This is a genomic window from Bordetella tumbae (assembly GCF_965139195.1).
Lineage (GTDB): Bacteria > Pseudomonadota > Gammaproteobacteria > Burkholderiales > Burkholderiaceae_B > Bordetella_A > Bordetella_A tumbae.
In genome coordinates this window covers 44,589-70,357 of sequence record NZ_CBCSJH010000009.1, presented here as the reverse complement: position 1 = coordinate 70,357, position 25,769 = coordinate 44,589, and the positions used below count along the sequence as shown (strand labels likewise).

The 25,769-nt window shown below is 58.9% G+C and carries 23 protein-coding genes; 10 read left to right on the top strand and 13 right to left on the bottom strand.

Features of this window, described 5'->3' with window-relative positions; all coding sequences use genetic code 11:
- Positions 1-22: 22 nt before the first annotated feature.
- The 6 genes from ACNA0J_RS12555 to ACNA0J_RS12530 all read left to right on the top strand — a co-directional run bounded on the left by ACNA0J_RS12555 (position 23) and on the right by ACNA0J_RS12530 (position 5,445).
- On the top strand, positions 23-1,228 hold the full coding sequence (locus ACNA0J_RS12555) for an ABC transporter substrate-binding protein (protein WP_415819190.1): 1,206 nt from the start codon (positions 23-25) through the stop codon (positions 1,226-1,228).
- A gap of 43 nt (positions 1,229-1,271) precedes the next feature.
- Positions 1,272-2,132 (top strand): branched-chain amino acid ABC transporter permease, encoded by an 861-nt coding sequence (locus ACNA0J_RS12550; RefSeq protein ID WP_415819189.1) that lies wholly within the window; start codon positions 1,272-1,274, stop codon positions 2,130-2,132.
- Positions 2,132-3,106 carry a branched-chain amino acid ABC transporter permease gene (locus tag ACNA0J_RS12545; RefSeq protein WP_415819188.1) on the top strand — a complete coding sequence of 325 codons (975 nt, stop codon included), beginning with the start codon at positions 2,132-2,134 and terminating at the stop codon, positions 3,104-3,106. The genes ACNA0J_RS12550 and ACNA0J_RS12545 overlap by 1 nt, the downstream gene beginning before the upstream one ends.
- Positions 3,096-3,875 (top strand): ABC transporter ATP-binding protein, encoded by a 780-nt coding sequence (locus tag ACNA0J_RS12540; RefSeq protein WP_415819187.1) that lies wholly within the window; start codon positions 3,096-3,098, stop codon positions 3,873-3,875. Before ACNA0J_RS12545 ends, ACNA0J_RS12540 begins: the two co-directional genes overlap by 11 nt.
- Positions 3,872-4,570, top strand: coding sequence for an ABC transporter ATP-binding protein (locus ACNA0J_RS12535; RefSeq protein ID WP_415819186.1), 699 nt, complete (start codon positions 3,872-3,874; stop codon positions 4,568-4,570). Before ACNA0J_RS12540 ends, ACNA0J_RS12535 begins: the two co-directional genes overlap by 4 nt.
- A gap of 80 nt (positions 4,571-4,650) precedes the next feature.
- The gene (locus tag ACNA0J_RS12530) at positions 4,651-5,445 is read left to right on the top strand and encodes an IclR family transcriptional regulator (protein ID WP_415819185.1); all 795 of its coding nucleotides are present in this window, start codon (positions 4,651-4,653) and stop codon (positions 5,443-5,445) included.
- A 10-nt stretch (positions 5,446-5,455) separates the two neighbouring features.
- Here ACNA0J_RS12530 and ACNA0J_RS12525 read toward each other — a convergent pair whose 3' ends face one another.
- Positions 5,456-6,364, bottom strand: coding sequence for a LysR substrate-binding domain-containing protein (locus ACNA0J_RS12525; protein WP_415819184.1), 909 nt, complete (start codon positions 6,362-6,364; stop codon positions 5,456-5,458).
- A 204-nt stretch (positions 6,365-6,568) separates the two neighbouring features.
- Between ACNA0J_RS12525 and ACNA0J_RS12520 the strand changes: the two genes are divergently transcribed.
- From ACNA0J_RS12520 to ACNA0J_RS12510, 3 genes are read left to right on the top strand one after another with little or no spacing between them, the layout of a single operon-like run.
- Positions 6,569-7,240, top strand: a complete 672-nt coding sequence (locus ACNA0J_RS12520; protein WP_415819183.1) for an orotate phosphoribosyltransferase — start codon at positions 6,569-6,571, stop codon at positions 7,238-7,240.
- Positions 7,237-8,532: a hydantoinase/carbamoylase family amidase gene (locus ACNA0J_RS12515; protein ID WP_415819182.1), complete on the top strand. Its 1,296-nt coding sequence runs from the start codon at positions 7,237-7,239 to the stop codon at positions 8,530-8,532. The genes ACNA0J_RS12520 and ACNA0J_RS12515 overlap by 4 nt, the downstream gene beginning before the upstream one ends.
- 47 nt (positions 8,533-8,579) lie before the next feature.
- Positions 8,580-9,554 carry a Bug family tripartite tricarboxylate transporter substrate binding protein gene (locus tag ACNA0J_RS12510; protein ID WP_415819181.1) on the top strand — a complete coding sequence of 325 codons (975 nt, stop codon included), beginning with the start codon at positions 8,580-8,582 and terminating at the stop codon, positions 9,552-9,554.
- A gap of 30 nt (positions 9,555-9,584) precedes the next feature.
- Here ACNA0J_RS12510 and ACNA0J_RS12505 read toward each other — a convergent pair whose 3' ends face one another.
- From ACNA0J_RS12505 to tyrS, 12 genes are all read right to left on the bottom strand, one after another.
- The gene (locus tag ACNA0J_RS12505; RefSeq protein ID WP_415819287.1) at positions 9,585-10,529 is read right to left on the bottom strand and encodes a tripartite tricarboxylate transporter substrate binding protein; all 945 of its coding nucleotides are present in this window, start codon (positions 10,527-10,529) and stop codon (positions 9,585-9,587) included.
- A 100-nt stretch (positions 10,530-10,629) separates the two neighbouring features.
- A complete protein-coding gene (gene nadC, locus ACNA0J_RS12500) occupies positions 10,630-11,493 on the bottom strand; it encodes a carboxylating nicotinate-nucleotide diphosphorylase (RefSeq protein WP_415819180.1) in 864 nt (287 codons plus the stop codon).
- A 128-nt stretch (positions 11,494-11,621) separates the two neighbouring features.
- Positions 11,622-12,584 carry an NUDIX hydrolase gene (locus tag ACNA0J_RS12495; RefSeq protein WP_415819179.1) on the bottom strand — a complete coding sequence of 321 codons (963 nt, stop codon included), beginning with the start codon at positions 12,582-12,584 and terminating at the stop codon, positions 11,622-11,624.
- Between the two features lie 147 nt (positions 12,585-12,731).
- Entirely contained in the window at positions 12,732-14,297 is a 1,566-nt protein-coding gene (locus ACNA0J_RS12490; RefSeq protein WP_415819178.1) for a SpoVR family protein, read from the bottom strand.
- Positions 14,294-15,559 (bottom strand): YeaH/YhbH family protein, encoded by a 1,266-nt coding sequence (locus ACNA0J_RS12485; protein WP_415819177.1) that lies wholly within the window; start codon positions 15,557-15,559, stop codon positions 14,294-14,296. The genes ACNA0J_RS12490 and ACNA0J_RS12485 overlap by 4 nt, the downstream gene beginning before the upstream one ends.
- A gap of 12 nt (positions 15,560-15,571) precedes the next feature.
- Entirely contained in the window at positions 15,572-17,497 is a 1,926-nt protein-coding gene (locus tag ACNA0J_RS12480) for a PrkA family serine protein kinase (RefSeq protein ID WP_415819176.1), read from the bottom strand.
- A gap of 532 nt (positions 17,498-18,029) precedes the next feature.
- Positions 18,030-18,650 (bottom strand): riboflavin synthase, encoded by a 621-nt coding sequence (locus tag ACNA0J_RS12475; RefSeq protein WP_415819175.1) that lies wholly within the window; start codon positions 18,648-18,650, stop codon positions 18,030-18,032.
- A 66-nt stretch (positions 18,651-18,716) separates the two neighbouring features.
- Positions 18,717-19,889, bottom strand: a complete 1,173-nt coding sequence (gene ribD, locus ACNA0J_RS12470) for a bifunctional diaminohydroxyphosphoribosylaminopyrimidine deaminase/5-amino-6-(5-phosphoribosylamino)uracil reductase RibD (protein WP_415819174.1) — start codon at positions 19,887-19,889, stop codon at positions 18,717-18,719.
- Between the two features lie 24 nt (positions 19,890-19,913).
- A complete protein-coding gene (gene nrdR / locus ACNA0J_RS12465) occupies positions 19,914-20,393 on the bottom strand; it encodes a transcriptional regulator NrdR (protein WP_415819173.1) in 480 nt (159 codons plus the stop codon).
- Positions 20,394-20,590: 197 nt separating this feature from the next.
- Positions 20,591-21,838 carry a serine hydroxymethyltransferase gene (gene glyA / locus ACNA0J_RS12460; protein WP_415819172.1) on the bottom strand — a complete coding sequence of 416 codons (1,248 nt, stop codon included), beginning with the start codon at positions 21,836-21,838 and terminating at the stop codon, positions 20,591-20,593.
- A gap of 286 nt (positions 21,839-22,124) precedes the next feature.
- Positions 22,125-22,781, bottom strand: coding sequence for a YbhB/YbcL family Raf kinase inhibitor-like protein (locus tag ACNA0J_RS12455; protein ID WP_415819171.1), 657 nt, complete (start codon positions 22,779-22,781; stop codon positions 22,125-22,127).
- A gap of 30 nt (positions 22,782-22,811) precedes the next feature.
- On the bottom strand, positions 22,812-24,041 hold the full coding sequence (tyrS, locus tag ACNA0J_RS12450) for a tyrosine--tRNA ligase (protein WP_415819170.1): 1,230 nt from the start codon (positions 24,039-24,041) through the stop codon (positions 22,812-22,814).
- A gap of 310 nt (positions 24,042-24,351) precedes the next feature.
- Here tyrS and ACNA0J_RS12445 point away from each other — a divergent pair, with 310 nt between their 5' ends.
- A complete protein-coding gene (locus ACNA0J_RS12445; protein ID WP_415819286.1) occupies positions 24,352-25,758 on the top strand; it encodes a M23 family metallopeptidase in 1,407 nt (468 codons plus the stop codon).
- The last annotated feature ends 11 nt before the right edge of the window (positions 25,759-25,769 follow it).

The window sequence follows — 25,769 nt, the reverse complement described above, 5'->3', positions numbered from 1 at the left end:
TTATTAGACAAGGGGTATAAACATGGATCGCCGCAACTTCATCAAGATTTCCGGTGGCTTGGCGCTGACGGGACTGCCACTGCAACGCGTACTCGCTGCTGACAGCGGCACTTTCCCAATGGGATGCGCCACCCCCATGTCGGGGGTATTCGCAGAAATCGGCAAGTACAGTCTCATCGGTGCGCGAGCCGCGGCGCTGGATGTACCGGAAGTCCTCGGCAAAAAAACCCGTATCGTCTCCATCGACTCGGAGGGCAACCCCGGCGTGGCGGTGCGCAAAGTCCGTGAAGCCGCGCAGCGCGAAGGACTGCGTTATGTGAGTGGCGCATTGCTATCCTCAGAAGCCATCGCGGTCGGCAAGGAGATGAATCGCGAAGGTGGCGTAGCCTTTATCGGGGCCGGCGCAGATGAGGTCACTGGCGCGGACTGCAACATCTCGACGTTTCGCTGGTCCAGTACGACCTATGGCGCGATCGAACAGACAGTGCGCCCGCTGGCCAAGATGATGCCTCAGGCCAAGCGCTGGTACACGATCACACCGCAGTACGTGTTCGGAGACGCCTTGTTGAACAATGCAAAGCGCATTTTCAAGGAAATGGATATCGAGCACGTCGGCAACAGCTATCACTCGTTGACCGAACAGGAATTCAGCGGTTATCTGACCAACGCCATGGCCGCAAAACCCGATGTCCTGCTGATCCTGAACTATGGCGCACAATCTTCGGCCACGCTGCGCCAGGCGATTTCGTTTGGCATGAAGAACAGGATGACGATCCTGATGGCGTACTCGGATGGCGTCACACAGTTTCATGCGCTCGGAAAAGATATCGTCGAAGACGTGTACTTCGGCTGCCAGTATTGGCATGGCGTGGATGCGCCTGTAAACAAGCACTTTGTTGAACTGTGCCGCAAGAATTTCAACGTCACACCGCCCTATAACAGTGCATTGACATATATATCGACGCGACTGACGCTGGAGGCCATCAATCGCATCGGTTCCGACGATGCAGCGAAAGTCATCAAAGCGCTCGAAGGCTGGAAATATGACGGACTGACCGGACCGGAGGAGATCCGCGCGTTTGACCATCAGGGCATCAAAAAATACTACCTGATGAAGGGCAAGAAGGCGTCAGAGGTTACTGACCCCAATGAAATGGCGGTGATCGTCAGTGAGGGCGAGTCGACGATCCCCATCGCGCAAAGTGTCTGCAAGATGGTCCGCACCTGACCGAGGCGCGGCGTTCATTACTCCTTCTCGGGAAAGGGACCTCATGACGCTTTACCTACTGCAGATCTTCAATGGCATAGGCGTAGGCATGCTTTATTTCCTGATGGCGGTCGGCTTGTCGATCATCTTCGGGTTATTGCGGTTCGTGAATTTCGCACATGGTGCGTTCTTCATGATCGGCGCTTATCTCGCCTATGCCATCGTGGTATCACTGGGGCTGGACTTCTGGGTCAGCCTGATCGTGGTACCCATCGTGGTGTTCGTATTCGCGATCGCGCTGGAACGCGTGCTGTTGCGGCACGCCTACCGGCTGTCGCATATGGCGCAGATACTGCTGACGTTCGGCTTGTCGATGATCCTGCAGGAACTGGCCATTGTCCTCTGGGGAACCGATGCGCTGCACATGCCCACCCCTCAGGCATTGGGTGGAATCGTCGAATTCGGATCATTCATCTATCCCACCTATCGCTTGTTCGTCATCGCATTCACCGCAGTACTCGCGCTGGTTCTCTGGTGGTTGCTCGAAGGCACCCGTCTAGGAGCTATCGTGCGTGCCGGCAGCGAACACGGCGATATGACTTCGCTGCTGGGGCACGATATTCCCAAGATTTTCATGCTCGTCTTCGGCCTGGGCGTGGCATTAGCCGCCTTGGCGGGAGTATTGGCCGCCCCCATTAGAGGGGTGGAGCCGTTCATGGGACTTGACGGACTCAGCATCGCGTTCGTTGTGGTCGTGATCGGAGGCATGGGCAGCTTTTCCGGGGCCTTGGTCGGAGGACTGTTGGTGGGCGTGCTGCAAAGCCTGCTCAGCAGCATCTGGCCCGAGATGGCGCGTCCCGTCATCTATGTATGCATGGCCATGGTGCTGCTGATGCGCCCATACGGACTATTTGGGAGAGGCTGATGGAAAGCAGACTCATGCGTATTGCCAACCGGACCGCGGCGCCACTGCTGTTGTTGCTGCTGCCCTTCATACTACCCAGCTACTCACAGGCCAATGAGGTGTTGATTTTTGCCATAGCAGTGCTGGGCTGCAATCTGCTATTGGGCTATACAGGGCTGTTGTCGTTTGGCCAGGGTATCTTCTTTGGCATGGGCGCTTATGCAGCGGGCTATGCAGGCACCCATTGGGGCGCGGGCCTGTTTTCCATGCTGCTGATTGGGGCCCTCGTCGGCACGGCAGCGGCGGTGCTGGTGGGATTTTTCTCGATACGGCAACGGGGTGTTTATTTCGTGATGCTCACGCTTGCCTTCGCTCAACTATTCTATTTTCTCGCCTATTCATTTCGAGACATCACCGGCGGTGACAACGGCATGACGGATATTCCTCGCCCGCCTTTGTCGTTATTTGGCGTGGCGGATATATCGCTCAGTCAATCCTCCTCGTTTTACGTATTTAGCGCCGTATTGTTTTTATTGGCTTTTTTTGCGCTACAACGCATCATCGGATCGCCCTTCGGCTCTACCCTGGTCGCCATCCGGGAAAACGAGGTCCGTGCTGCGGCAGTGGGCTATAACGTGCGGGGATTCAAACTCGCAGCATTTGCATTCTCTGGCCTGTTGACCGGGCTCGCGGGTGCGCTGTATGCGCCGTTTCTGGGCATTGCCACCCTGACGACCATCGATGTCACGATGAGTCAAACCATTTTGATCATGACCTTGATAGGCGGCGGAGGATCTCTGGCGGGGTCATTGGTCGGTGCCCTCTTTTATGTCGTCCTGTCATCATGGTTGTCGACCATCTGGCCACGCTGGCCCATGCTGATAGGCTTTCTACTCGTATTCATCAGCATGTCCACGCCGGGAGGACTCTGGGGTGGCGTACAACAGGCATTGAGATCGTGGCGGGTATCAAGGAGGACTGAACATGCGCAATGACAATGCGGTCCTCGAATCAGCCATGATCGAGACCCAGGGACTGGGCAAGCAATTCGGCGATTTTCATGCCGTTTCCGGAGTGGACCTGCGTATCCAGCGGGGCCATATTCATTCTGTGATCGGCCCAAATGGCGCGGGAAAATCCACGCTGTTCAATTTGCTGGGTGGTGCATTGCTGCCCAGCAGAGGCAGTATCCGCTTTTCAGGGCATGACGTCACTGGACTCTCGGACACCCAACGGGTGCATCGCGGCATGGCTCGCTCGTTTCAGATCACCTCCTTGTTCGGACAGTTGTCCGTGCGCGAAAACCTGCGGCTCGCGGCGCAAGCCGTCATGCGGCGCGATGCTGCGTGTTTCTGGAAGCGCGTCGAACGCGTAGAGCAGGCCTCGCAGAGGGCGCAGACTCTCATTGAGCGCTTGAACATGCAGCGCTATGCCGACGTCTGCGCAGGCACCCTGGCACATGGTCAGCAGCGCATGCTGGAGGTCGGCATGTGTCTGGCTGCACGGCCAAAACTGCTGTTGCTCGACGAGCCGACATCGGGAATGGGCGTCAATGATTTGCCGGTGATGCGTGACTTGATCCAAGAGGTGGCGCGTGATCACACGATATTGTTGATCGAACACAACATGAGCATTGTGTTGACGATCAGCGATCGGATCACCGTCATGGCGCAAGGCAAGGTGCTGACAGAAGGCACCCCGGATCATATTCAAGGCCATGCCGACGTCCGCCGCGCATATTTGGGATCGGGAGCCTTATCTTGAGCACCTTGTTACGCCTACACAACGTGAATGGCTACTATGGATCCAGCCATGCGATTCGAGACATCAACCTGCACGTCGACGAGGGCGAGATTGTCACGTTGCTGGGACGTAATGGCGCAGGCAAATCGACGACACTGAAAACCGTAATGGGCATGGTGAAATGCCAAGGCGGAAAAGTATCTTTACGCGACCGGGACATCAGTGACGAAACGACCCACCGGATCGCCCGTGAAGGGGTCGCGCTGGTCGTCGAAGACCGGAAAATTTTTTCGCTATTGACCGTCGAGGAAAACCTGCGCGTCGCGTTGCGTAAAGGATCTGCCTGGGGGCTGGACGATGTCTACCGACTATTTCCTAGACTGCACGAGCGCCGTAAAAATGGCGGCGGAAAGCTCTCGGGTGGGGAACAACAAATGCTGGCGATCGCTCGCGCGCTGTTGGGCGGCCCGCACTTGCTGCTGTTGGACGAACCCACCGAGGGCCTGGCGCCCGTGATTGTGGAGCAGATCACGGAAACGCTGGTGCAGATCGCTGCACGTGGCATGACAATTTTACTGGTCGAGCAAAATCTGGCAGTCTGCGAAAAACTGGCATCGCGCCATTACATTCTGGAAGAAGGCCATATCGTTTATCATGGCAACGCGGATGAATTCCGAACTGCCGACGATATAAAACAACGTTATTTAGCGGTTTAGGATTGAATAAAGCGCCTACTGGCATGCGGACACACCATGCAAGCACAACAAGAGCGGGTCGCGCCGGCCCTGGAGCATCGATGAAGCGTGATCAGAGCACCCCTCGCGATAATCCGCTATTTGTACAGGTCCTGGAAAAGGGTATCGAAGTCCTGCGCAGCTTCACTGCCCAGCGCCGCACCATGACACTGGGGGAAATCGCTGAGGTGACCGAGCTCAGTAAAAGCTCGGTACAACGCATCGTCTACACGCTGGAGAGCCTGGGATATGTGATGAAACATCCGCAAACGCGGCGGTTTCAGTTGACGACCAGAGTCATGGATATCGGCTACAACTATCTCGCGGCCGATACACTGGTCGATGTCGCCAATCCGTTTTTAGCGGAGCTCTCGAATTCGACGGGCGAGACTGTCAATCTGATGGAACCCAGCGGGCATGAGATGGTGTACGTGGCACGTTTTGCCAGTCATCGATTCATTCCTATGCACATGCCGATCGGGTGCCGCATCCCCATGTTCTGCACGGCGTCGGGACGGGCGTATTTGTGGGCATTGCCTGAGCCTGAATGCGATGCGCTGCTGGACACTATCCCCATGCAGGCCTATACGCCCAACACCGTTACGGACAAGCCGACATTAAAAGCCTTGTTGCATGAGGGCCGGCGATTGGGCTATTCATTGAATACCGAAGAGCTGTACGCAGGTGATATGGCTATTGCCGTACCGATCATGGGAGGGCAAGGGCAGCCCATCGCTGCGCTCAATGTGATCACGCCACCCAGCCGTTGGACGCTGGAGACCGTACGGCAGCAGATCGCCTCCAAGATCATGGAGTGTGCCCGCTCAGTCAGCAATGCGGTGCGTGCCTTCGGTTAAGCGATCAGCCTCACTGGCTGAGGCTCGCCACGAAATGCCTGGCGGCTGCCGGCAGCTCCGCAAAACTGACGGCGTACAGGTTCAGCGTGCGTTCCGCCCATGTGTCCGTCAACGGCACGGCCCGCAACCGGCGCGGCCTGCCGACAGACTGATACGCGCCCTCAGGCATGACGCCCACGCCCAGATCGCATTCGATCATGCGGCACATGGCGCTCAGGCTATCGACCTCGATACGCTGCCGCAGCATGCGCCGCCCGCTTTGCGCGGCACGGCTCAACGTTTCCTGAATGATGCTGCTGTCGCGCAAGCCTATCTGCGCATGATCCAAAGCCTGTTCATAAGCCAGTTGCTGATGCTCGGCCAATGGATGAGTACGTGGCATGACCAAGACCATGCGTTCACGCCGATACGGCAGCGATTCCAATCCCCCCGCCTCATCGCTGGGGCTGCAGATACCCAGATCGGCCTCTCCGTCCCTCACGGCCTGAGCGACTCGGCGGCTGGTCGCTTGGCGCAGATCGATGCGTATCTCGGCGTGCTCTCTCATGAAAGCAGCGATGTCCTCAGGCAAGAACTGCTCGACAGCCGAGGCATTCGCGCTCAGACGCACCACGCCTCGCACGCCGCGGGCATACTCGCTCAGATCGGCGCGCAGGTATTCGACCTCCTGCAAGATCGCGTGCGCATGCCGCAACAGCAACTCGCCCGCCGCGGTGGGCCGTACGCCTCGGGCATGGCGTAGCAACAGAGGCGTCTGAGCCAGGGATTCCAGTTCGGCAATCCGCTTGCTGACCGCAGAGGCCACCAGTTGCCCCTGCGCAGCCGCCCTGGCAATGCTGCCGGACTGACACGTCAAGACGAACAGGTCCAGCGTCGAGAGATCAACGTGACGTAAAAAGCTGCGGGGAGAGGCGAACATGGACATGAGGAGACGGGCGCGCGATAGCGCTATGGCTGGATAACGCGAAACGGAATGGGTAGGCAGATTTCATCCTGGAGTAGAGGCATCGTAACGCAACACCGCGGCCAAGCCATCTCCTTTAGGAACGGCTCGCTGAATTTTCACCGCTTCTCATGGATGGGGGGATTTCCATAGCATCGAGCTTTTGCCGACGGACATCCTATGCTTCTCTCCGTTTCCGACGCCCCGCGTGTCGCCCAGGCGTTAGTGACGCTGGGCGCCGTGCGCATCGCATCAGATCAACCCTTTTTCTATACCTCGGGCTGGGCCAGCCCGGTCTATGTGGACGCCCATGTCTTGATGTCGGATGTGCAATGGCGCACCGAGGTCATGGATATCGCCGCACGCGCGGTCGCCCCGGTCATTGCAGAGGGCCAGATCAATGCCATCGTGGGCACAGAGAGCTCGGGCATCGCCATCGCAGCCTGGCTGGCCGAACGGCTGCAACTGCCCATGCTGTATTTGCGCAAGCGGCCAGTAGGCTGGGGCATCACCGCTCAACTCGAAGGCCGGCTGCCCCCTGATGCCCGCGTACTGCTGGTCGATGACATCACAACCGATGGCCGCTCCAAGGCAGGCGCGGTCGCAGCGCTGCGCCAGTCGGGACCCACTGTGGAACATGTAATGGTCCTGCTGGACTATGCACTCTATGCGCAGGAAAACCAGACACTCGCGAATCATTCGCTGCAGTTGCACGCCCTGGCGTCGTGGCCGCATCTGCATCAGGCACTGCTGGCCAGCGGACAACTCAATGACGCGCAGGCTGCCATGCTGGCCGATTTCGCCGCAGACCCAGTGGTATGGTCCATCGGCCACGGAGGAACTGGCGCATGACCAGCAGCCAGACATCCCCCATCCTGCGCGATCTGGCGCAAACGATGCTCGCTGAAATCCGTGAGGCCACGCATGACGGCCTGGGCGTCACGCGTGAAAGCTACGGCGCAGGCGAAGAAGCCGCCTTGCGAATTCTGGAGAACCATGCCGAACGCCTGGGCCTGGCGTATGAACGCGACCGTGCTCAGAATCTATGGATGTGGCTGCCACAAGACAAGCGGCCCGATCCCTTTGTCACGATCGGATCGCATGTGGACTCCGTCCCGCAGGGCGGTAACTTTGATGGCTTGGCAGGCGTCGTATCCGGCATGCTGGTGTTGGCCAGTCTGCACGGGCATCACGAGGACGCGCCACCCGTGCGCGTTTTGGCGCTGCGCGGCGAAGAAAGTGCCTGGTATGGCAAGGCCTATATGGGATCGCTCGCGTTGCTTGGCCGTTTGCCCGCTGCCGCGTTGAACATGGCCCACCGCGGCGGACAAGGCACGCTGGGTGACGCGATGGCCCGCTGCGGCGTCGATATCGAGGCAGTCCGCCGTGCAGAGCCGATGATTGATCCTGCCCGGATGGGCGCCTATCTGGAACTGCACATTGAACAGGGCCCGGTCATGGTGGCTCGCCAGTGGCCTGTTGCCGCAGTTACTGGCATTCGAGGGAACATTCGACACAATCACGTGCGCTGCATCGGTGAAACCGGACACTCGGGCGCGGTGCCGCGCTGGCTGCGCAAAGACGCACTGCTGGCCGTCGCGGAACTGCTGTCACGCATGGACGAACATTGGCGGGTCCTGCTGCAGATGGGCATGGATCTGGTCATGACAAGCGGCATTTGTTCGACGCCGCAGCAGTCGCACGCCGTATCCGTCATTCCGGGCGAAGTCCAACTGAGCTTTGAGGTGCGCAGCCAAGACACGCAGACACTGGAGCGTTTCTACACCTTGATGCGCGACGAATGCCGCGCCATCGAAGCCAGTCGAGGCGTGCGTTTTGAGTTCGACGAGCGCCTCTTCACAGAGCCGGCGACGATGGACCCGGCCTGGATAACAAAGCTGGAATCAGCGGCAGCACAAACGGGCATGACGCTCGAGCGGATTCCTAGCGGCGCCGGGCACGATGCATCGGTATTTGCCAATGCCGGCATTCCGTCGGCCATGGTGTTCATACGCAACGCAAACGGATCCCACAATCCGCACGAGGCCATGGATATCGACGACTTTCTGTTGGGAACCGATTTGCTTCATCGCGCCTTGAACGGCACAATTCCACCTCGCCAACCGGTGTTAGTCACAAATTGAAACAAATGGGCTAACCCATCGTATCCATATCAACAAGGGGAAATATCATGTCGACACTCAAAAAATGTCTGACCAGCGTTTTTGCGGCCTGCGCGGCCATGCTCTCGGTGCCATCGCACGCCAGCACATTTCCAGACAAACCGGTGACCATTGTGGTGCCTTATGCATCCGGCGGCAGCAATGACCTGATCGCCCGCATCGTCGGCGCCGGCATGGGCGACCAGTTGGGCCAAAGCGTTGTCATCGTGAATGCACCGGGCGCCAGCGGCGTCATCGGTGCAAACCGCGTGGTCAGCGCCGAGCCTGACGGTTACACAATTCTGCTGGGCTCGCCGAGCGAGATCTCGATTGCGAGCCAGATCAATCCGCACGTCAAATTCGATGGCCAACGCGACTTGGCGCCCATTGGACAAATCGGCTCGCAACCACTGGCCTTGGTCGCAGCGCCTAATCTCGGTATCAAGACGGTGGCCGAGTTTCTCGCGCGCACCAAGACCGAGGAGTTCCGTTACGGTACGTCCGGCATCGGTACCCCTCTGCACCTGGCGGGCGAACTGATCGCCAAAGAAAGCGGGGGCAAGATGTTCCACGTGCCCTACAAGGGTGGTGCGCCAGCCCTGGCGGACATCGTTGGCGGCCAGATCGAAGGCGGCGTGCTCGTGTTTTCAACCGCCCTGCCCCATATCCGCTCAGGCGCGCTGCAAGGCATCGGCGTGACCTCCGCCACCCGCACGAAGGCCGCCCCGGATCTGCCCGCGCTGGCCGAAACGCCTGAGCTGGCGGACGTGGATGTTGTCTTGTGGTTCGGCCTGTGGGCGCCTGCCAAAACCGATGCTGCTGCCATCGCCACGTTGAGCAACGCGCTCAACAAAGCGCTGAGCACTCCAGAAGTCTCTGACAAACTGGAGGCTGCCGGCATCACCGTGTCGTACAAAGACGCTGCGACCTTTAAAACCTATATCGCTGACGAGACCGTCAAGTTCGGCAAGATCGCAACTGACGCCAAAGTCGTGCTGGAGTAAAAACCGCACAGCGGGCGGATAGACCGACGGTTAATCCGCCCGCAACCCGATCCGCTGCGTCAGCGACGCAAACCGGTCAATATCCTGACCGATCAGCGACTGAAACTCGGCCGACGTGCTAGTCGTCGGGTTGAATCCCAACTGCAGTAAATCGCGCCGCACATCAGGTTGTTTCATGATCTGCGCCACGGTGCGATTCAGTTTCGCGACGATGTCCTTCGGCGTTTGGGCCGGGGCCAACAGCCCGTGCCATTGATCCAGCTCGTATCCGGGCATGCCCTGCTCTGCCACCGTTGGCACGTCCGCCATCAGCGTAGAGCGTTGCGGTGAGGTCACTGCCAGCGCCCGTAATTTACCGGCCTGCAGAAATGGCGATGCACTGGACGCTGTCACGATGCCCAGGGGAACTTGGCCCGTCAGCACGTCTGTCAACGCAGGGCCGCAGCCGCGATACGGCACATGTTGCACGGGCAGGTGCTCGTTGGCTGTCAGCATTTCTCCGGCGAGGTGTTGCGGCGCGCCATTGCCGCATGATGCAAAAGGCAGTATCGCACCGGGTTTGCGGCCGGCATCCATCCAATCGGTGAGCGTGCGATAGGGGGAATCGTGCGGCACGATCAGTACCGAGGGCACGAATGCCACATTGATCACGGCCTGAAAATCGCCCTTGGGATCAAAACCCAGATGTCCGTACACACCCGGGTTGATGGCAAACGAACTATTGACCATCAACAGGGTGTAGCCGTCGGGCGCTGCGTCAGCCACGACGCGGGCGCCGATATTGCCGCTCGCCCCCGGCCGGTTCTCGACCACCACGGCCTGTCCCAGGCGTTGCTGCATCAAGGCGCCGAGCTTACGGGCCAACAAGTCCGTTCCTCCTCCAGGAGGAAACGTCACGATGATCGTGATGGGCCGATTGGGAAAACTCTGTACAGCAGTGCGAGTCTCGGATCCCGCTGCGGACAGCAAACCCATTCCCCCTAACGCTGCCCCCAATCCAACCAGCGCAGACATCATCAGCAGCGCGGCGCGCCGGGAAAGGTCGAAACGCGTTTTCATCGGATGCTCCGCAAATCTAGCTATCCAGCCCGATATCCAATACCCGCGCGCTGTGGGTCAACCAACCGATGGCCATCAGATCCACGCCCGTCGCAGCCAACGCAGGCGCGGTCTCGGGCGTAATGCGGCCGGAGGCCTCGGTGATCGCACGGCCATCGACCATGCGCACGGCTTCGCGCAACATGTCCGGCCCCATGTTGTCCAGCAACACGACCTCCACGCCCAAATCGAGCGCCGTACGCAACTGCTCCAGCGTATCGACCTCCAGCTCGATCTTGACCAGATGCCCGATCGCCGCACGCGCGCGTTCGACAGCCTGGCGCACACCGCCGGCGATGGCGATGTGGTTGTCCTTGATCAATACGGCATCATCCAGGCCGAACCGGTGATTGCTGCCGCCACCGACACGGACGGCGTATTTCTGTACGGCACGCAGACCCGGCATGGTCTTGCGCGTGCAGGTCACGCGCGCGCGATATTCGCGGATGGAATGCACGATCGATGCGGTGGCCGATGCCACGCCACTCAGGTGGCAGAGGAAATTCAACGCCACGCGTTCCCCTGTCAGCATGCCGCGCGCCGGTCCGCGGATAAGCGCAATTTCAGCGCCGGGCGCAAGCGTCGCACCATCAGCCAGCCGAGGCTGAAACTCGATGCGCGGATCGACTAGTCCGAATGCGATGCGTGCCAGATCCAAACCCGCGAGCACACCGTCTTGTCGAGCAACCAGACGGGTTTCTGCCATGGCATCCGCCGGCACGATGGCATCGGTAGTGATGTCGCCGGCACGTCCCAGATCCTCGACGAGCGCGTTACGCACTAAGGGCTCCAGCAACACGGCTGGCAACGGCGAGACAGCAAGAGTATTAGATATGCTCATTTTGAGTATTTTAGAAGCCAAAAAAGCGCCCATAGGGCATCACGCATTTATGCTAATTTTGAGCATAAATGACTGTCAAGCATTTCTTGTTGTGCAGTGCGGCAACGCGTGGTTTCCCGTTAACGCAATCAGGCCTGCCGGGACAGGGGCAATTTGCTGCCGGCTATCGCGCGCTCGGCCAGTAAATCACGGCGGAATCGGAAAAGCTTGGCCGGCCGGCCAGCGCCCGCCGCCGACATGCCGCCGGTTTCTTCGACCAGGTTCTGCTGCTCGATCAAACGGCGGAAATTTTGTTTGTGCAAATCCCGTCCAGCCAGGGCCTCGACGGTCTGCTGCAATTGCAGCAGGGTGAACTCGGCGGGTAGTAGCTCGAACACCACTGGCCGATATTTGATTTTGGCACGCAAGCGCGCGATCCCGGTTGCCAGAATGCGGCGATGATCGGTGCGCATCGGGTCTCCGGGCACCGCATCCCGCTCGGCCGAGGGGGTATGCCGCGTCGCCTCAGGCACGAGGCCAGCTTCGTACATGAGCTCGTAACGCTGCAGCACCATGTCTTCGTTCCAGGGCGCATCGTCCAGGCCAAAGACCACTGCCAAGCGTTGCGCACGCAGGCCACGCAAGCCGGCGTCGCGCGTGTCGGCCACCCACTGACGCAGCCGCGGCACGATCAGCTCGGTCAACACCTCGGGCTCTGCGCCGCGGCGGTCTTCCCAGGGGAAATAGCGGTACCAGTCTTGCCATACGGCCTCGGTGCCGCCGGTTGCATCGCCTTCCCGGGTCAGACAGAGGTAGCTGATCGAAATCGCGCGAGGACCGGATTCATCAAACCGATCATGATCGGCAAAGGTGTACAACTGCTCGACATAGCCCAGCGGATGATGGGTTTGGGTTTCTACCCACGCCCGCATCCCTGCCTGCAAGGATCGATGCCCGGGCTGGAATGCCCCCGAAGGCAAGCCGTCGTATTTCGTGCGCGCGCCGCTGGCGGCGTCATTCGTGCGAACCAGCACACGCGGTTCGCCCTTGGTCACTGCCACCAGGACGGCGACCAGTTCGGCAGACACGAAATTTTCGGCGGAATCGGGCAATAGCGGCTCCAGAATGCAGGAAAAAGGCAAACGACAACGGGCAAGAAAGCAGGACTACAGCCTGGCGCGTGCGCCAGGCTGAAAGTTGTTCTGAATTATAGGGGGTCACTATGTGCCGCAGATGACGACACAGCGAGAAGCGCTCAACTACATGCCTTCGCGATACGGTGCAGTCGGACTGACTTCGCGGTATGAACTCACCGTCCCATCGGGCTCGGTTTCTTCGAGCCGGACTTTAAAGCCCCATAACCGGCCCAGATGTTTCATGACCTGATCGGCGTCTTCCGCCGACAACGGCCGGCCGCGGGTACGCAAGTGCCGCAACACCAGCGAACGATCCGACTCCCGGCGATAGCGCACGATCTGGATATCCGGTACTTGATTGTCCCGGTTGTGCTGCTCGGCCAGCAATTTGCGAATGTGGCGGTAGCCCTCATCGTCGTGAATCGCGGCGACCTCGAGCACGGGATTGGCCTCATGATCGGCGATCGCAAAGAAGCGAAACTCGCGTATCAGCCGCGGCGACAGATATTGCGAAATGAACGATTCATCCTTGAAATTGCGCATCGCAAAATCCAGCGTCTTGAGCCAGTCGCTGCCCGCGATATCAGGGAACCACTTACGGTCTTCTTCCGTAGGGGATTCGCAGATGCGGCGGATATCCTGCATCATGGCAAACCCCAGCGCATAGGGATTGATTCCGCCATAGCCGCGCTCGTCAAAACCGCGTTGGCTGACGACGTTGGTGTGGCTCTGCAGGAACTCCATCATGAAGCCATCGGTCACCAGGCCTTTTTCGTGCAGGCGGTTCAGGATGGTGTAGTGCCAGAACGTGGCCCAGCCTTCGTTCATGACCTTGGTCTGGCCCTGCGGGTAGAAATACTGCGCGATCTTGCGAACAATGCGCACCAGCTCTTTCTGCCAGGGCTCCAGCTTCGGCGAATGCTTCTCGATGAAATACAGCAGGTTTTCCTCGGGCTCAGGAGGAAAGACGACGCGCTGCTTTTCCGCCGCCGCGTCGGCCTCGACACGTGGCAAGGTGCGCCACAGGTCGTTGTATTGCAGCCGAGCATGTTCGGCCCGCTCGACCTGGCGTTGGGCTTCTTCTTTGTACGACACAGGGGTGGGACGCTTGTAGCGATCCACGCCATGAGGCGTCAAAGCATGGCAAGAGTCCAGCAAAGACTCCACCGCATCGATACCGTAGCGGCTTTCACAGTCCATGACGTATTTACGCGCAAAGACCAGGTAGTCCAGAATGCTGTCGGCGTCCGTCCACTGACGGAACAGATAGTTGCCTTTGAAAAACGAGTTGTGCCCGTAGCAAGCATGGGCGATCACCAGGGCCTGCATGGCCATGGTGTTTTCTTCCATCAGGTAGGCAATGCAGGGATTGGAGTTAATGACGATTTCATACGCCAGTCCTTGCATCCCGCGGCGATAGAACTGCTCGTTGCGGATGAATTCCTTGCCATAGGACCAGTGCGGATAGCCGATGGGCAGGCCTGCTGACGCATAGGCGTCCAGCATCTGCTCGGAGGTAATCACCTCGATCTGGTTCGGATAGGTATCCAAACCGAACTCTTCGGCCACCTCGGCGATGGCTTCGTCATAACGCTGGATGAGTTCGAAGGTCCATTCGGAGTCTTCGGAAATGGGCCGAGCCCCTTGCAGGGCCTCCAGCTCGGCACGAGAGCCAGTCAGTGCGTTCATGATGATACGGGCTCCTTCTTGAACAGATCGTGGAACACGGGATAAATCTCTCCGCGTTCGCAGATCCGGCGCATCACAAAATGCGGCGCCGTTTTTTGTTCGTATTCGGCCCACAGGCTGCTTTTGCGGGCCTCTGGCGAATCCGGGACCTCGATGTACGCGAAATAACGCGTGGCGGGCAACAGATTTTCGGCCAAATAGCGTGCGCTTTTACCAGCGTCTGCGCCAAACGAATCGCCATCGCTGGCCTGCGCCGCATAGACGTTCCAGGCACTGGGCGGGTAGCGTTTCTGCACGATCTCGTTCATCAACTCCAACGCCGACAGCACGATGGTGCCACCGCTTTTGGGGTCGTAGAAAAAGGTCTGCTCGTCGACCTCCTCGGCATTGTCGGTGTGACGGATGAACACCACATCCACATGCTCGTATTTACGCGACAGGAACAAGTACAGCAGCGTAAAGAAGCGCTTTGCGAGATCTTTCTTGCCCTCGTCCATCGAGCCGGAGACGTCCATCAAGCAGAACATCACCGCGCGCGCCATCGGCATGGAGACAGCAATACGGTTGCGATAACGCAGATCCAGATCGTCCAGAAACGGGACATTGTCCAGACGCTGCTGGCAATCCTCGACCTCCTGGCGCAAGGCATCGATCTCGGCTTGCGGAGCGCCCTTCGCGATTGCAGCGTCCAGTTTGGCCTGAGCCGCCTCCAGCGCAGCACGCGCGGCGACCGTCAACGCGACGCGGCGCGATAACGAGGCCTTGAGCGTACGGCTGACACTCAAGAGGCTCGGAGAACCTGTCGTCGTATATCCCGCGCGCTGCCATTTCTTTTGCTCTACGTCACCCAGTTGGGTACGTATCAGATGCGGCAGCTCCAGGTCCTCGAAGAACAGGTTCAGGAACTCGGCGCGAGACAGACTGAAGGTGAATTGGTCTACGGACTCGCCTTCGCCAGGCTCGGACCCGCCCTGCCCCTGCCCTCCTTGAGGACGCTGGAAGGTATCGCCTTTGACGAATTCGCGGTTGCCGGGATGCACCAGCTCGCGATCGCCGCCTTGGCCGTGCCTGAAATGCGGCTCGGAGATATCGCGAGCGGGCAGGTTGATTTCCCCGCCCTGGTCCATGTCTTCGATGGACCGCTCACGCACCATATCCTGCACGGCCTTGCGGATCTGGTCTTTGTATCGCCTGAGAAAGCGTTCCCGATTGACCGCGCTTTTATTGCGGCCATTCAGACGCCGGTCGATCAGTGAATTCATAATTCACCTCGCTCAGGATGACTTCCTCACTCTCAAGTACCACTCGCACAGCAAGCGGACTTGCTTCTCGGTATAACCCTTGTCCACCATACGATCGACAAAGCTCTGATGCTTGGATTTGTCTTCCGCGGACGCTTTCGCGTTGAAAGAAATCACCGGCAGCAGGTCTTCGGTGTTCGAGAACATTTTCTTCTCGATCACTTCACGCAGTTTTTCGTAGCTGGTCCAGGTCGGATTGCGGCCAGCGTTATTGGCACGGGCGCGCAATACAAAGTTCACGATCTCGTTACGGAAATCCTTCGGGTTGGCAATTCCTGCAGGCTTTTCGATTTTTTCCAGTTCGTCGTTCAAGGCGCTGCGATCAAAACTCTCGCCGGTCTCGGGATCGCGGAACTCCTCGTCCTGGATCCAGCAATCGGCAAAGGTCACGTAGCGGTCGAAAATGTTTTGCCCGTACTCGGAATAGGACTCCAGATAAGCGGTCTGGATCTCCTTGCCGATGAATTCCGCATAGCGCGGCGCGAGGTAGCCCTTGATGAAATCCAGATAACGGCGGCGTATTTCCTCGGGGTAATCCTCGCGGACGATACGCTGCTCCAGTACGTACATCAGGTGTACGGGGTTCGCGGCCACCTCGGTCTGATCGTGGTTAAAGACGCTGGACAGAATCTTGTAGGCAAAACGGGTCGATACCCCAGTCATGCCTTCGTCGGTACCGGCGTACTCTTTATATTCCTGCAACGCCTTGGCTTTGGGATCGACGTCTTTCAGCGATTCGCCATCGTAGACCCGCAGCTTGGAATAGATGCTGGAATTTTCCGGCTCTTTCAGACGCGTCAACACGGAGAACTGCGCCATCATATCCAGCGTGCCCGGAGCGCATGGCGCCGTGGACAGCGAGCTATTGCGCAGGAGCTTGTTGTAGATCTCGATTTCTTCGGTGACTTGCAAGCAGTACGGCACCTTGACGATATAGATACGGTCGAGGAACGCCTCGTTGTGCTTGTTGTTGCGGAAAGTCTGCCATTCGGACTCGTTCGAGTGCGCCAGGATCAAGCCATTGAACGGAATGGCGGAGAACCCTTCGGTGCCCTTGAAGTTGCCTTCTTGTGTCGCCGTCAGCAAGGGATGCAGCATCTTGATGGGCGCTTTGAACATCTCGACGAATTCCAGCAGCCCCTGGTTTGCCAGGCACAGGCCGCCCGAGTAGCTATACGCGTCGGGATCATCCTGCGAGTGACGATCGAGTTTCCGGATATCGACCTTGCCGACCAGCGAGGAAATATCCTGGTTGTTTTCGTCGCCAGGCTCGGTCTTGGCAATCGCCACTTGGCGCAACACCGACGGATTCAGGCGCACCACGCGAAACTGCGAGATGTCGCCGCCGAATTCTTTCAACCGCTTGATGGCCCACGGCGACATGATGCCGCTGAGATAGCGGCGGGGAATGCCGTATTCTTTTTCGAGCGTATCGCCGAACCGGTCGGGATGAAACAGGCCCAACGGCGACTCGTTGATGGGCGAACCTTTCAGCGCATAGATGGGATAGGCCTCCATCAGCACTTTCAAGCGTTCTGCAATGGAAGATTTACCACCGCCGACTGGCCCCAGCAAGTACAGGATCTGCTTGCGTTCCTCGAGCCCTTGAGCCGCGTGCTTGAAGAAAGCCACGATTTGATCGATGACATCTTCCAGCCCGAAAAACTCTTTAAACGCAGGGTAGCGCCGCACGACCCGATTGGAAAACAACCGGGACAAACGCGGGTCATTGCGCGTATCGATGAGTTCTGGCTCCCCTATCGCCGCCAACATGCGTTCTGCGGGACTGGCATATGCCATGGGATCACTTCTGACCAGATCGAGATATTCCTCGAGGGAAAGCTCGGTTTCTTGGTCTTGCGCATACAGCGACTTGAAGCCTTCGACGATGTTTTGCACGGAGAACCTCCTACAGCTCATGGTCGGTTAACGAGTCCGTCATCCCATTGTGTTCCTCATTTTCGAATGTCGCTAGACTTTCTCGTAATGGGATTATGCACATCATCTTGATATGTTGCTTTCGGCACACACCATAGATGGGGTTAACGGGCCTGTGTTACGTTAGGCTATAGCATCACGGAACAAGTTCCGCGAATCAAGCAAAGAATCATCAAATTCATGTGAAAGCTGGTAATGCACGTTTCAGTGCATATCAGCGACGCCAATTCAGGCCGCGACTGCACAGGCAGCGCGCATCACGCGCACGAATGGTGCGCACCAGAAAGCAAAAAAGGCCCCCACGCTGCGCCTTCGGCTTGCTGCCCCCCACAAGGGGGCGTTTTTGTTTTGGGGCGGCCCGGCAACAAAAAAGGCCCCCACGCTGCGCCTTCGGCTTGCTGCCCCCCACAAGGGGGCGTTTTTGTTTTGGGGCGGCCCGGCAACAAAAAAGGCGTGCCTAGGCACGCCCCGTGCTGATTTGCTCTCACGAAAATCAGACCGAAGGACTGACGTTGAGCATACGTTCGACATAGCGTGCGATCGTATCGACTTCGAGATTGACACGATCACCCGCGGCGACATTGCGCAAGGTAGTGACGGATTGCGTGTGCGGAATGATGTTGATGCTGATGTCACATCCGCCTACAACGTCTGTGACACGGTTTACCGTCAGGCTGATGCCGTTGACGGTGATGGAGCCTTTGTACGCCAGGAATCGCGCCAGCTGTTCCGGCACGCGAATCACGAGTTCGCGGGATTCCCCTACGGCCTCGAAACGCAGGACCTCGCCCATGCCGTCGACATGGCCGGACACCAGATGTCCGCCGATTTGATCGCCGACTCGCAGTGATTTTTCGAGGTTGACTTCGCCCATGCGATCCAATCCGATCGTCAGATTCAAGCTTTCACGCGACACATCGACCTGAAACCCTTGCTTTTGCAGGGCAATCACCGTCATGCAGGCGCCCTGCACCGCAATGGAATCGCCGAGGCGCACGTCGTTCAAATCGAGTTCGCCTGCGTCTATCGTCAAGCGTACGCCGCCCTGCTGAGTCTCTGCCAGCGGCTCCAGATGCGTGATACGGCCAACTGCCGCGACCAGACCGGTAAACATAGAATGGGTTTCCTTTAGCCGTTAAATGTAGGGCTTTGCCCTGTTGATCGTTGCCGCGCCAATGCCTTAGTCCTGACGGCACATGATCGCTTGATGCAAAGCCTGCCAGCGAGCCGCATCTCTGGCACGCAGACGCAGATCCGTGCCGAGGCGAAGCGTATCGGTGAACTCGAACCGGCGGGCATGTTCCAGATGTTCGAGCAGCGGCAAGCGCAACATGGCAGCGGCATCGCCGAGCAAGACGGGTGCCAGATACACCAGCAATTCATCCACGCAACCGGCCGACAATAAGGCGCCGCCTAATCCTGCACCTGCTTCGACATGGACCTCGTTAATGTCGTGGCTGCCCAGCCAGCGCATCATGGCGGGTAAATCGACGCGATGGGTATCACCGTCGGGCAAGGCAATGACGCGGACATTCCGGTCGGCCAGACGGGCTGCTTTATCAGAATCTGGCGCCCGGGGATCTGCTGTGAAAATCAGGGTTTCTACGCCATCGGCGTTTGCACTATCGAATAGCACAACGTCCTCAGGGATCTCGAAACGCCCGTCCACGACCGCCCGCCGCGGCGCTCGCGTCGTCGGCACCGCACGTACATTCAAACGCGGATTGTCTTTGAGAATGGTGCCCATGCCGGTCAGCACCACGCAACTGCGCGCACGCCATGCGTGGCCATCGGCACGCGCAGCTTCGCCGGTGATCCATTGCGACGCCCCGTTATGCAGCGCACTGCGCCCATCGAGCGATGCCGCCATTTTCACCCAGGCCCATGGCGTGCCCCGACTCATGCGGGCGACAAATCCTGCGTTGATTTCCAGCGCCTCGTCCGCACAGATCCCGGTCGTCACGGCGATCTCCGCGGCCCGCAACCGCGCAAGGCCTTGGCCATTGACTTGGGGATTGGGGTCTCCCATGGCCACCACAACGCGAGCAGGCTGTGCGGCCGCAATGGCATCGGCACATGGCGGTGTACGCCCGAAATGGCTGCAGGGCTCTAGGGTCACGTACATGGTGGCGCCTTGCACCGATTCGCCACGATTGGCGGCGTCGCGCAACGCGCAGACCTCGGCATGAGGGCCGCCAGGCGGCTGAGTCGCACCCTCACCCACGATGCGGCCATCTCGCACGATGACGCACCCTACCCTCGGATTGGGCGTGGTGGAAGTCATCACGCTGCGCGCCAGCGCCAAAGCGTGGCGCATCCAGGTGATATCGTCGGAATCAGTCGTAGCAGTCACGTATGCGATTGTATGCGCCGTACGCTATTTCCGGCGCAATTTGCCCGGCAGCATGGGACCCTGCATTTCGCGAATCGCCTCGACAAACTCGCCGATGTCCTCAAAATTCTTGTACACCGACGCAAAACGGACGTAGGCGACTTTATCGAGCTTTTTGAGCTCGACCATGACCAGTTCGCCAATGCGTTCGGTCGACACCTCGCGTTGGCCACTGGCCAGGAGGGTTTCTTCGATGCGGGCGACGACACTGTCGACCTCGTCAGTGCTGACGGGACGTTTGCGCAGGGCCAGGGACAGGCTACCGCGCAGCTTGGCAGGATCGTATTCACTACGGCTGCCATTGCGTTTGACCACGGACGGCATGGCCAATTCGATGCGCTCGTAGGTGGTGAAACGCTTGTCACAGGACAGGCAACGGCGACGGCGGCGAATCGTATCGCCTTCTTCGGATACCCGGCTATCCACTACCTGGGTATCGACATTGCCGCAAAATGGGCATTTCATGATGCGCCCCCCAGTCCATTTCAGTCGCCGTATTGTAAATGTTGCGGACGCATGACGCGCCAGCGTGGCAAATATACGGCAGACGAGGGCTTTGGCCGGCGCATTGATCGCCGGCCAGCTTGGGCGGATTGGCCAGAAAAAGCGCCTATCAGGCCACAATACGCAGGCACCCGAGGGAGCGCCTGCGCGTTGATGCCTTAGCCGCCGTACACCGGCAGGCGGGCCGTCAGCTCGTTCACGCGTGCGCGCACGGCAGCGATGTTGGCCTCGTCGCGCGGGTTATCCAGCACGTCGGCGATCAGGTTGGCGGTGAGCTCGGCGTCGGCTTCGGTGAAACCACGCGTGGTCATGGCCGGGGTGCCCAGGCGGATACCACTGGTCACGAAAGGCTTTTCCGGATCGTTGGGGATGGCGTTTTTGTTGACGGTGATGTGCGCCTGGCCCAGCACAGCCTCGGCTTCTTTGCCGGTGATGCCCTTGGGACGCAGATCGACCAGCATGACGTGGCTTTCGGTACGGCCTGACACGATGCGCAAACCGCGCTTGACCAGCGTTTCGGCCAGCACTTTGGCGTTTTTGGCGACTTGTTCGGCGTATTGCTTGAACTCAGGCGTCAGGGCTTCTTTGAACGCCACGGCCTTGGCGGCGATGACATGCATCAGCGGACCGCCCTGAATACCAGGGAAAATCGCCGAATTGATGATCTTTTCGTATTCGGCCTTCATCATGATGACGCCGCCACGGGGGCCACGCAGGGATTTGTGCGTGGTGGAGGTCACAAAATCGGCATGCGGGAACGGATTGGGGTACACGCCGCCAGCGACCAGGCCAGCGTAGTGAGCAATGTCGACCATCAGGAGCGCGCCATTGTCGTGCGCGATGCGTGCCATGCGTTCGAAATCGATACGCAAAGCATAAGCCGACGCACCAGCGACGATCAGCTTGGGCTTGTGCTCTTTGGCCAGCTTTTCGACTTGTTCGTAGTCCAGGACCTCGTTGGCATCCAGGCCGTACGAAATGAAGTTGTACAGCTTGCCAGAAGCGTTGACAGAGGCGCCGTGGGTCAAGTGACCGCCTTCGGCCAGACTCATGCCCAGAACCGTGTCGCCCGGCTTGAGCACGGCCATATACACACCCTGGTTGGCCTGGGAGCCCGAGTTGGGCTGCACGTTAGCCGCCTCGGCGCCGAAGATCTGCTTCAGGCGGTCGATAGCCAGTTGTTCCACGATGTCGACGTATTCGCAACCGCCGTAGTAGCGCTTGCCCGGATAGCCTTCCGCGTATTTATTGGTCAGCTGGGTGCCTTGAGCCTCCATGACGGCGGGGCTGGCATAGTTTTCCGAGGCAATCAGCTCGATGTGCTGTTCCTGGCGGACGTCTTCTTTCTGGACGGCGGCCCAGACGTCGGGATCTACCTGGGACAAGGTGAGTTTGCGGTCGAACATTGGGGGTTCCTGAGGCGTAAATGGCGAACGGAGGTAATGGATGACCGTTAGTTTACCGCGATGGGTCCGCGGCGTTTCGGGCTAGGACCTTGAAATTGCGGAAATTTCGCTGAGAAACCCGCCAAAAGCAAGGAACGCGCGGACAACTTGCAGATCGCCTCAAGTTGAGCATGAGGAGATCTCATGCAATTGCGGGTGCTCGCCCCGCATCGACGCCACACTGACAAAAATTCGCCCCTCAGCGACAAAACTCTGAGGGGCGAATCTGACGACATCCCAAACGGCGTCAGGTAGCAGCAGTGCTACCGATTTGCCTAGGTGCCAGATCCGGATTCAGAGAATAGACGCCTGTCAGACTGTCCTGGGCCAAAATGTGACCTTGCATCGCCTTCAGCACATCGTTGCCATTGAAGTGCCCATGCACGTCCAGTTTGGGAACATCCAAGGCGTACAGCGTAAAGACGTAGCGATGCAGCAGTTCGTCGTTCCACGGCGGGCACGGCCCGTCGTAGCCGAAATAGTCGCCACTCATATCGCGATCGGCCGCAAACCACGAGGTGTAATCGTTGATCCCTTGGCGAGCCTCGTTAGGCGCCAGGGGACCACCCTTGCCGCGCGGGGTGATACCGCTAGAAAAGGCGCCTTCTTCGATTTCACGCAGCTCCGGATCCAGGTCGATCAAGACCCAGTGAAAGAAATCCGCACGGGGCAAGCTTGCCGGTACGGTCCGTCCCTCTTGGTTGACATCGTCGGGCTTTGAGGGGACATCCGGATCGTGGCAGATCAGGGCGAACGAACGAGTGCCGTCGGGGACCTCTCCCCAGGAAAACTGGGGATTGAAGTTGTCCGCGAGGATGACGTGCGACTGGGCGTCGATCTTGCCGAAAGCGTAGCGGTCGGGCATCGATTCGTTATCGGAAAAAGATAGACTCGAAAGTTTCATGTCGTACTCCTGCGAGGCAGTAGGCGCTTCCTACCCAGCCAAATTAACACGAGCGAACTTGCGCTTGCCTACTTGAATGACGTAAGACCCGGCCTGTAATTGCAACGATTTGTCTTCGACGCGGTCGCCGTTGACCTTGACGCCGCCTTGTTCGACGTTGCGCTGGGCTTCTGCGCCCGAGGCAACGAGGCCGGCTTCACGCAATACTTTGAGAATCCCCAACGGAGCGCCTGCCACATTGACCTCGGGCATATCGTCAGGCACCGCACCGTCACGGAAACGGGCCTGGAAATTCACCAAGGCGTCTTCGGCCGCCTGGGCCGAATGGAAGCGTGTAATGATCTCTTGCGCCAGGGCGACTTTGGCGTCGCGCGGATTGGCGCCAGCATCGGTAGCCGCCTTGAGCGCAGCGATGTCGTCCAGCGAACGGAACGACAGCAACTCAAAATAACGCCACATCAGCGTGTCAGAGATCGACATCAGCTTGCCGAACATGGAATCCGGGGTTTCGGAGATACCGATGTAGTTGCCCTTGGATTTGGACATTTTCTCGACGCCATCGGTGCCTTCGAGCAGCGGCATGGTCAGCACGCATTGAGGCGCCTGGCCATATTCTTTCTGCAGCTCGCGGCCGACCAGCAAGTTGAATTTCTGGTCAGTACCGCCCAGCTCGAGATCGGATTTCAGTGCGACGGAATCGTAGCCTTGCATCAAGGGGTACAAGAATTCGTGCACGGCAATGGGAATGCCGCCCTTGAAGCGCTTGGTGAAGTCTTCGCGCTCCATCATGCGCGCAACGGTGTAGCGCGACGCCAATTGGATCAAGCCCCGCGCGCCCAGCGGATCGCTCCATTCGGAGTTGTAGCGGATTTCAGTGCGTGCGGGGTCCAGCACCATGCTGGCCTGCGCGTAGTAGGTCTGGGCATTGGTTTCGATCTGCTCGCGCGTCAACGGCGGGCGCGTGGAGTTGCGGCCGCTGGGATCACCAATGGTGGACGTGAAATCGCCAATCAGGAAGATGACGTTGTGCCCCAGGTCCTGCAATTGCCGCATCTTGTTCAGCACCACCGTGTGACCCAAGTGGATGTCGGGCGCGGTAGGATCCAACCCCAATTTAATGCGCAGCGGTACGCCGGTAGCGCGGCTCTTGGCCAGCTTGCGGGCGAACTCCGATTCGACGAGCAACTCGTCGCAACCGCGCTTGGCGACGCGCAGGTCGGCTTCGACTTCGGGGGTAATGGGGGCTTCGGGTTGAGACATATCTGGGGCCGGATGCGGCGATAAAAGACTAAGAAAGAGCCGAAAATTGCAAGAAACGTGTAAAAACTGTCAGCGTGATCGGTAAATCAGTCGAAAATTCTAGCTGAATCAGCTAGGATACGACGCTAATCATACGCAACTGTAGCCATTATGGCGTCATTGCCGTTGCGACCCGGCTTAACCCCTGTTGTTCACAAGATGCCTCGCCAGAGGCGCGGCCCCCTTGCGTATCGCAGATGCGCCCGGGTGATGCTGTGCTGGCGTATCTGCATCCTTGGGGACTTACACCCCCTTGAAAGGCTTTACTTTGATAGATCGTGGCTCTCACAGCCCGGCTGATCGCTCCGTTGGCAGCACGGCCGCCCTGTCTCGCCCCGAGTCGTCCCGTCGCGCTGGCTGGCTACGCCGCACGCTACTGGTCAGCACGATAGGTTTGTTCGCTGGCGCCGCGGCGCTGGGCATGGTCCAACAACCCGACCGCACTCAATTACCCCTGTCGCGCCAGATTCAAAGCGTGCTGCCTCTGGCGTCAAACCAAGTCAGTGTCAGCAGCGTTGACAGCGATGCGCCGTTTGTCAGCGAAACGCGTATCCGGGCCGGCGATACGCTGGCCTCGGTGCTGCAGCGCCTCGAAATTGACGCACCGGGCTTGCAGCGCTTTTTGACACAGGCCCCCAGCGCCCGCAGCATTTACAAGCTCTATCCTGGACGCTCAGTGCAGGCAGCAACCGATGCACAGGGCAATCTGGTCTGGCTGCGTTATATCCATACGCCAGGCGAAGAAGACGACGGCCAGGTCACCACCAAAATGCTGCTGGTGACACCGTCGGACGACTCGTACACAGCACGCGAGATCACCGACCGCACCGACTTGCAGACGCGCGTCGCCGTCGGCACGATTCGCAATTCACTATTCGGCGCAACTGATACCGCCGGCATTCCGGATTCGATCACACAGCAGATGGCCGACGTGCTCGGCTCCAAGATCGATTTTCTGCGCGATATTCGCCCGGGCGACCAATTCCGCGTCGTCTACGAGGTCCGTTCGCATCAGGGCCGCTATGCCGGTGCCGGTCGTTTGTTAGCCGTGGAATTCATCAACAACGGCAAGACCTACAACGCAGTGTGGTTCAGCCCGGACGGAAAATCAGGCAATTACTACGGCTTTGACGGCGTCAGCCTGCGCGGGGCATTTTTGCGCACCGCGCTGAAATTTTCCCGCATCAGTTCGACCTTTGGCATGCGCATGCACCCCATCCATAAAACCTGGACGGGACACAAGGGCGTGGATTATGCGGCGCCCTCGGGCACGCCGATCCATACCACTGCGGATGGCACCGTGGAGTTTGCCGGCTGGCAAAACGGGTACGGTAACGTGGTCATCGTCAAGCACTATGGCCAGTATTCGACCTTGTATGCGCACCAGAGCCGTATTGCCCCCGATGTCAAAGTCGGCGCCAAGGTGTCGCAGGGCCAGTTGATCGGCTACGTGGGCTCGACGGGCTGGGCGACCGGCCCGCACCTGCATTACGAGTTCCGGATTGACAACCAGCCTGTCGATCCCTTGGCTGCGGACCTGCCGATCTCTCGCCCGCTCGATCCGGACGAGGCTCGCAAGTTCCAGGCGGCGACAGAGCCCTACAAGCAACAGCTCGCATTGTTGACCCATCTGCAGCAAACGCTGCCTGAGTCCAGTACGAATGTCGCGAGCCGTTGACGCGACGCTTG

What these genes read in the sequence shown, in the direction of transcription:
- ACNA0J_RS12555 (WP_415819190.1), top strand. Translation starts at nt 23, where the DNA reads ATGGATCGCCGCAACTTCATCAAGATTTCCGGTGGCTTGGCGCTGACG.
- ACNA0J_RS12550 (WP_415819189.1), top strand. Translation starts at nt 1,272, where the DNA reads ATGACGCTTTACCTACTGCAGATCTTCAATGGCATAGGCGTAGGCATG.
- ACNA0J_RS12545 (WP_415819188.1), top strand. Translation starts at nt 2,132, where the DNA reads ATGGAAAGCAGACTCATGCGTATTGCCAACCGGACCGCGGCGCCACTG.
- ACNA0J_RS12540 (WP_415819187.1), top strand. Translation starts at nt 3,096, where the DNA reads ATGCGCAATGACAATGCGGTCCTCGAATCAGCCATGATCGAGACCCAG.
- ACNA0J_RS12530 (WP_415819185.1), top strand. Translation starts at nt 4,651, where the DNA reads ATGAAGCGTGATCAGAGCACCCCTCGCGATAATCCGCTATTTGTACAG.
- ACNA0J_RS12525 (WP_415819184.1), bottom strand. Translation starts at nt 6,364, where the DNA reads ATGTTCGCCTCTCCCCGCAGCTTTTTACGTCACGTTGATCTCTCGACG.
- ACNA0J_RS12520 (WP_415819183.1), top strand. Translation starts at nt 6,569, where the DNA reads ATGCTTCTCTCCGTTTCCGACGCCCCGCGTGTCGCCCAGGCGTTAGTG.
- ACNA0J_RS12515 (WP_415819182.1), top strand. Translation starts at nt 7,237, where the DNA reads ATGACCAGCAGCCAGACATCCCCCATCCTGCGCGATCTGGCGCAAACG.
- ACNA0J_RS12510 (WP_415819181.1), top strand. Translation starts at nt 8,580, where the DNA reads ATGTCGACACTCAAAAAATGTCTGACCAGCGTTTTTGCGGCCTGCGCG.
- ACNA0J_RS12505 (WP_415819287.1), bottom strand. Translation starts at nt 10,529, where the DNA reads ATGGGTTTGCTGTCCGCAGCGGGATCCGAGACTCGCACTGCTGTACAG.
- nadC (WP_415819180.1), bottom strand. Translation starts at nt 11,493, where the DNA reads ATGAGCATATCTAATACTCTTGCTGTCTCGCCGTTGCCAGCCGTGTTG.
- ACNA0J_RS12490 (WP_415819178.1), bottom strand. Translation starts at nt 14,297, where the DNA reads ATGAACGCACTGACTGGCTCTCGTGCCGAGCTGGAGGCCCTGCAAGGG.
- ACNA0J_RS12485 (WP_415819177.1), bottom strand. Translation starts at nt 15,559, where the DNA reads ATGAATTCACTGATCGACCGGCGTCTGAATGGCCGCAATAAAAGCGCG.
- ACNA0J_RS12475 (WP_415819175.1), bottom strand. Translation starts at nt 18,650, where the DNA reads ATGTTTACCGGTCTGGTCGCGGCAGTTGGCCGTATCACGCATCTGGAG.
- nrdR (WP_415819173.1), bottom strand. Translation starts at nt 20,393, where the DNA reads ATGAAATGCCCATTTTGCGGCAATGTCGATACCCAGGTAGTGGATAGC.
- glyA (WP_415819172.1), bottom strand. Translation starts at nt 21,838, where the DNA reads ATGTTCGACCGCAAACTCACCTTGTCCCAGGTAGATCCCGACGTCTGG.
- ACNA0J_RS12455 (WP_415819171.1), bottom strand. Translation starts at nt 22,781, where the DNA reads ATGAAACTTTCGAGTCTATCTTTTTCCGATAACGAATCGATGCCCGAC.
- tyrS (WP_415819170.1), bottom strand. Translation starts at nt 24,041, where the DNA reads ATGTCTCAACCCGAAGCCCCCATTACCCCCGAAGTCGAAGCCGACCTG.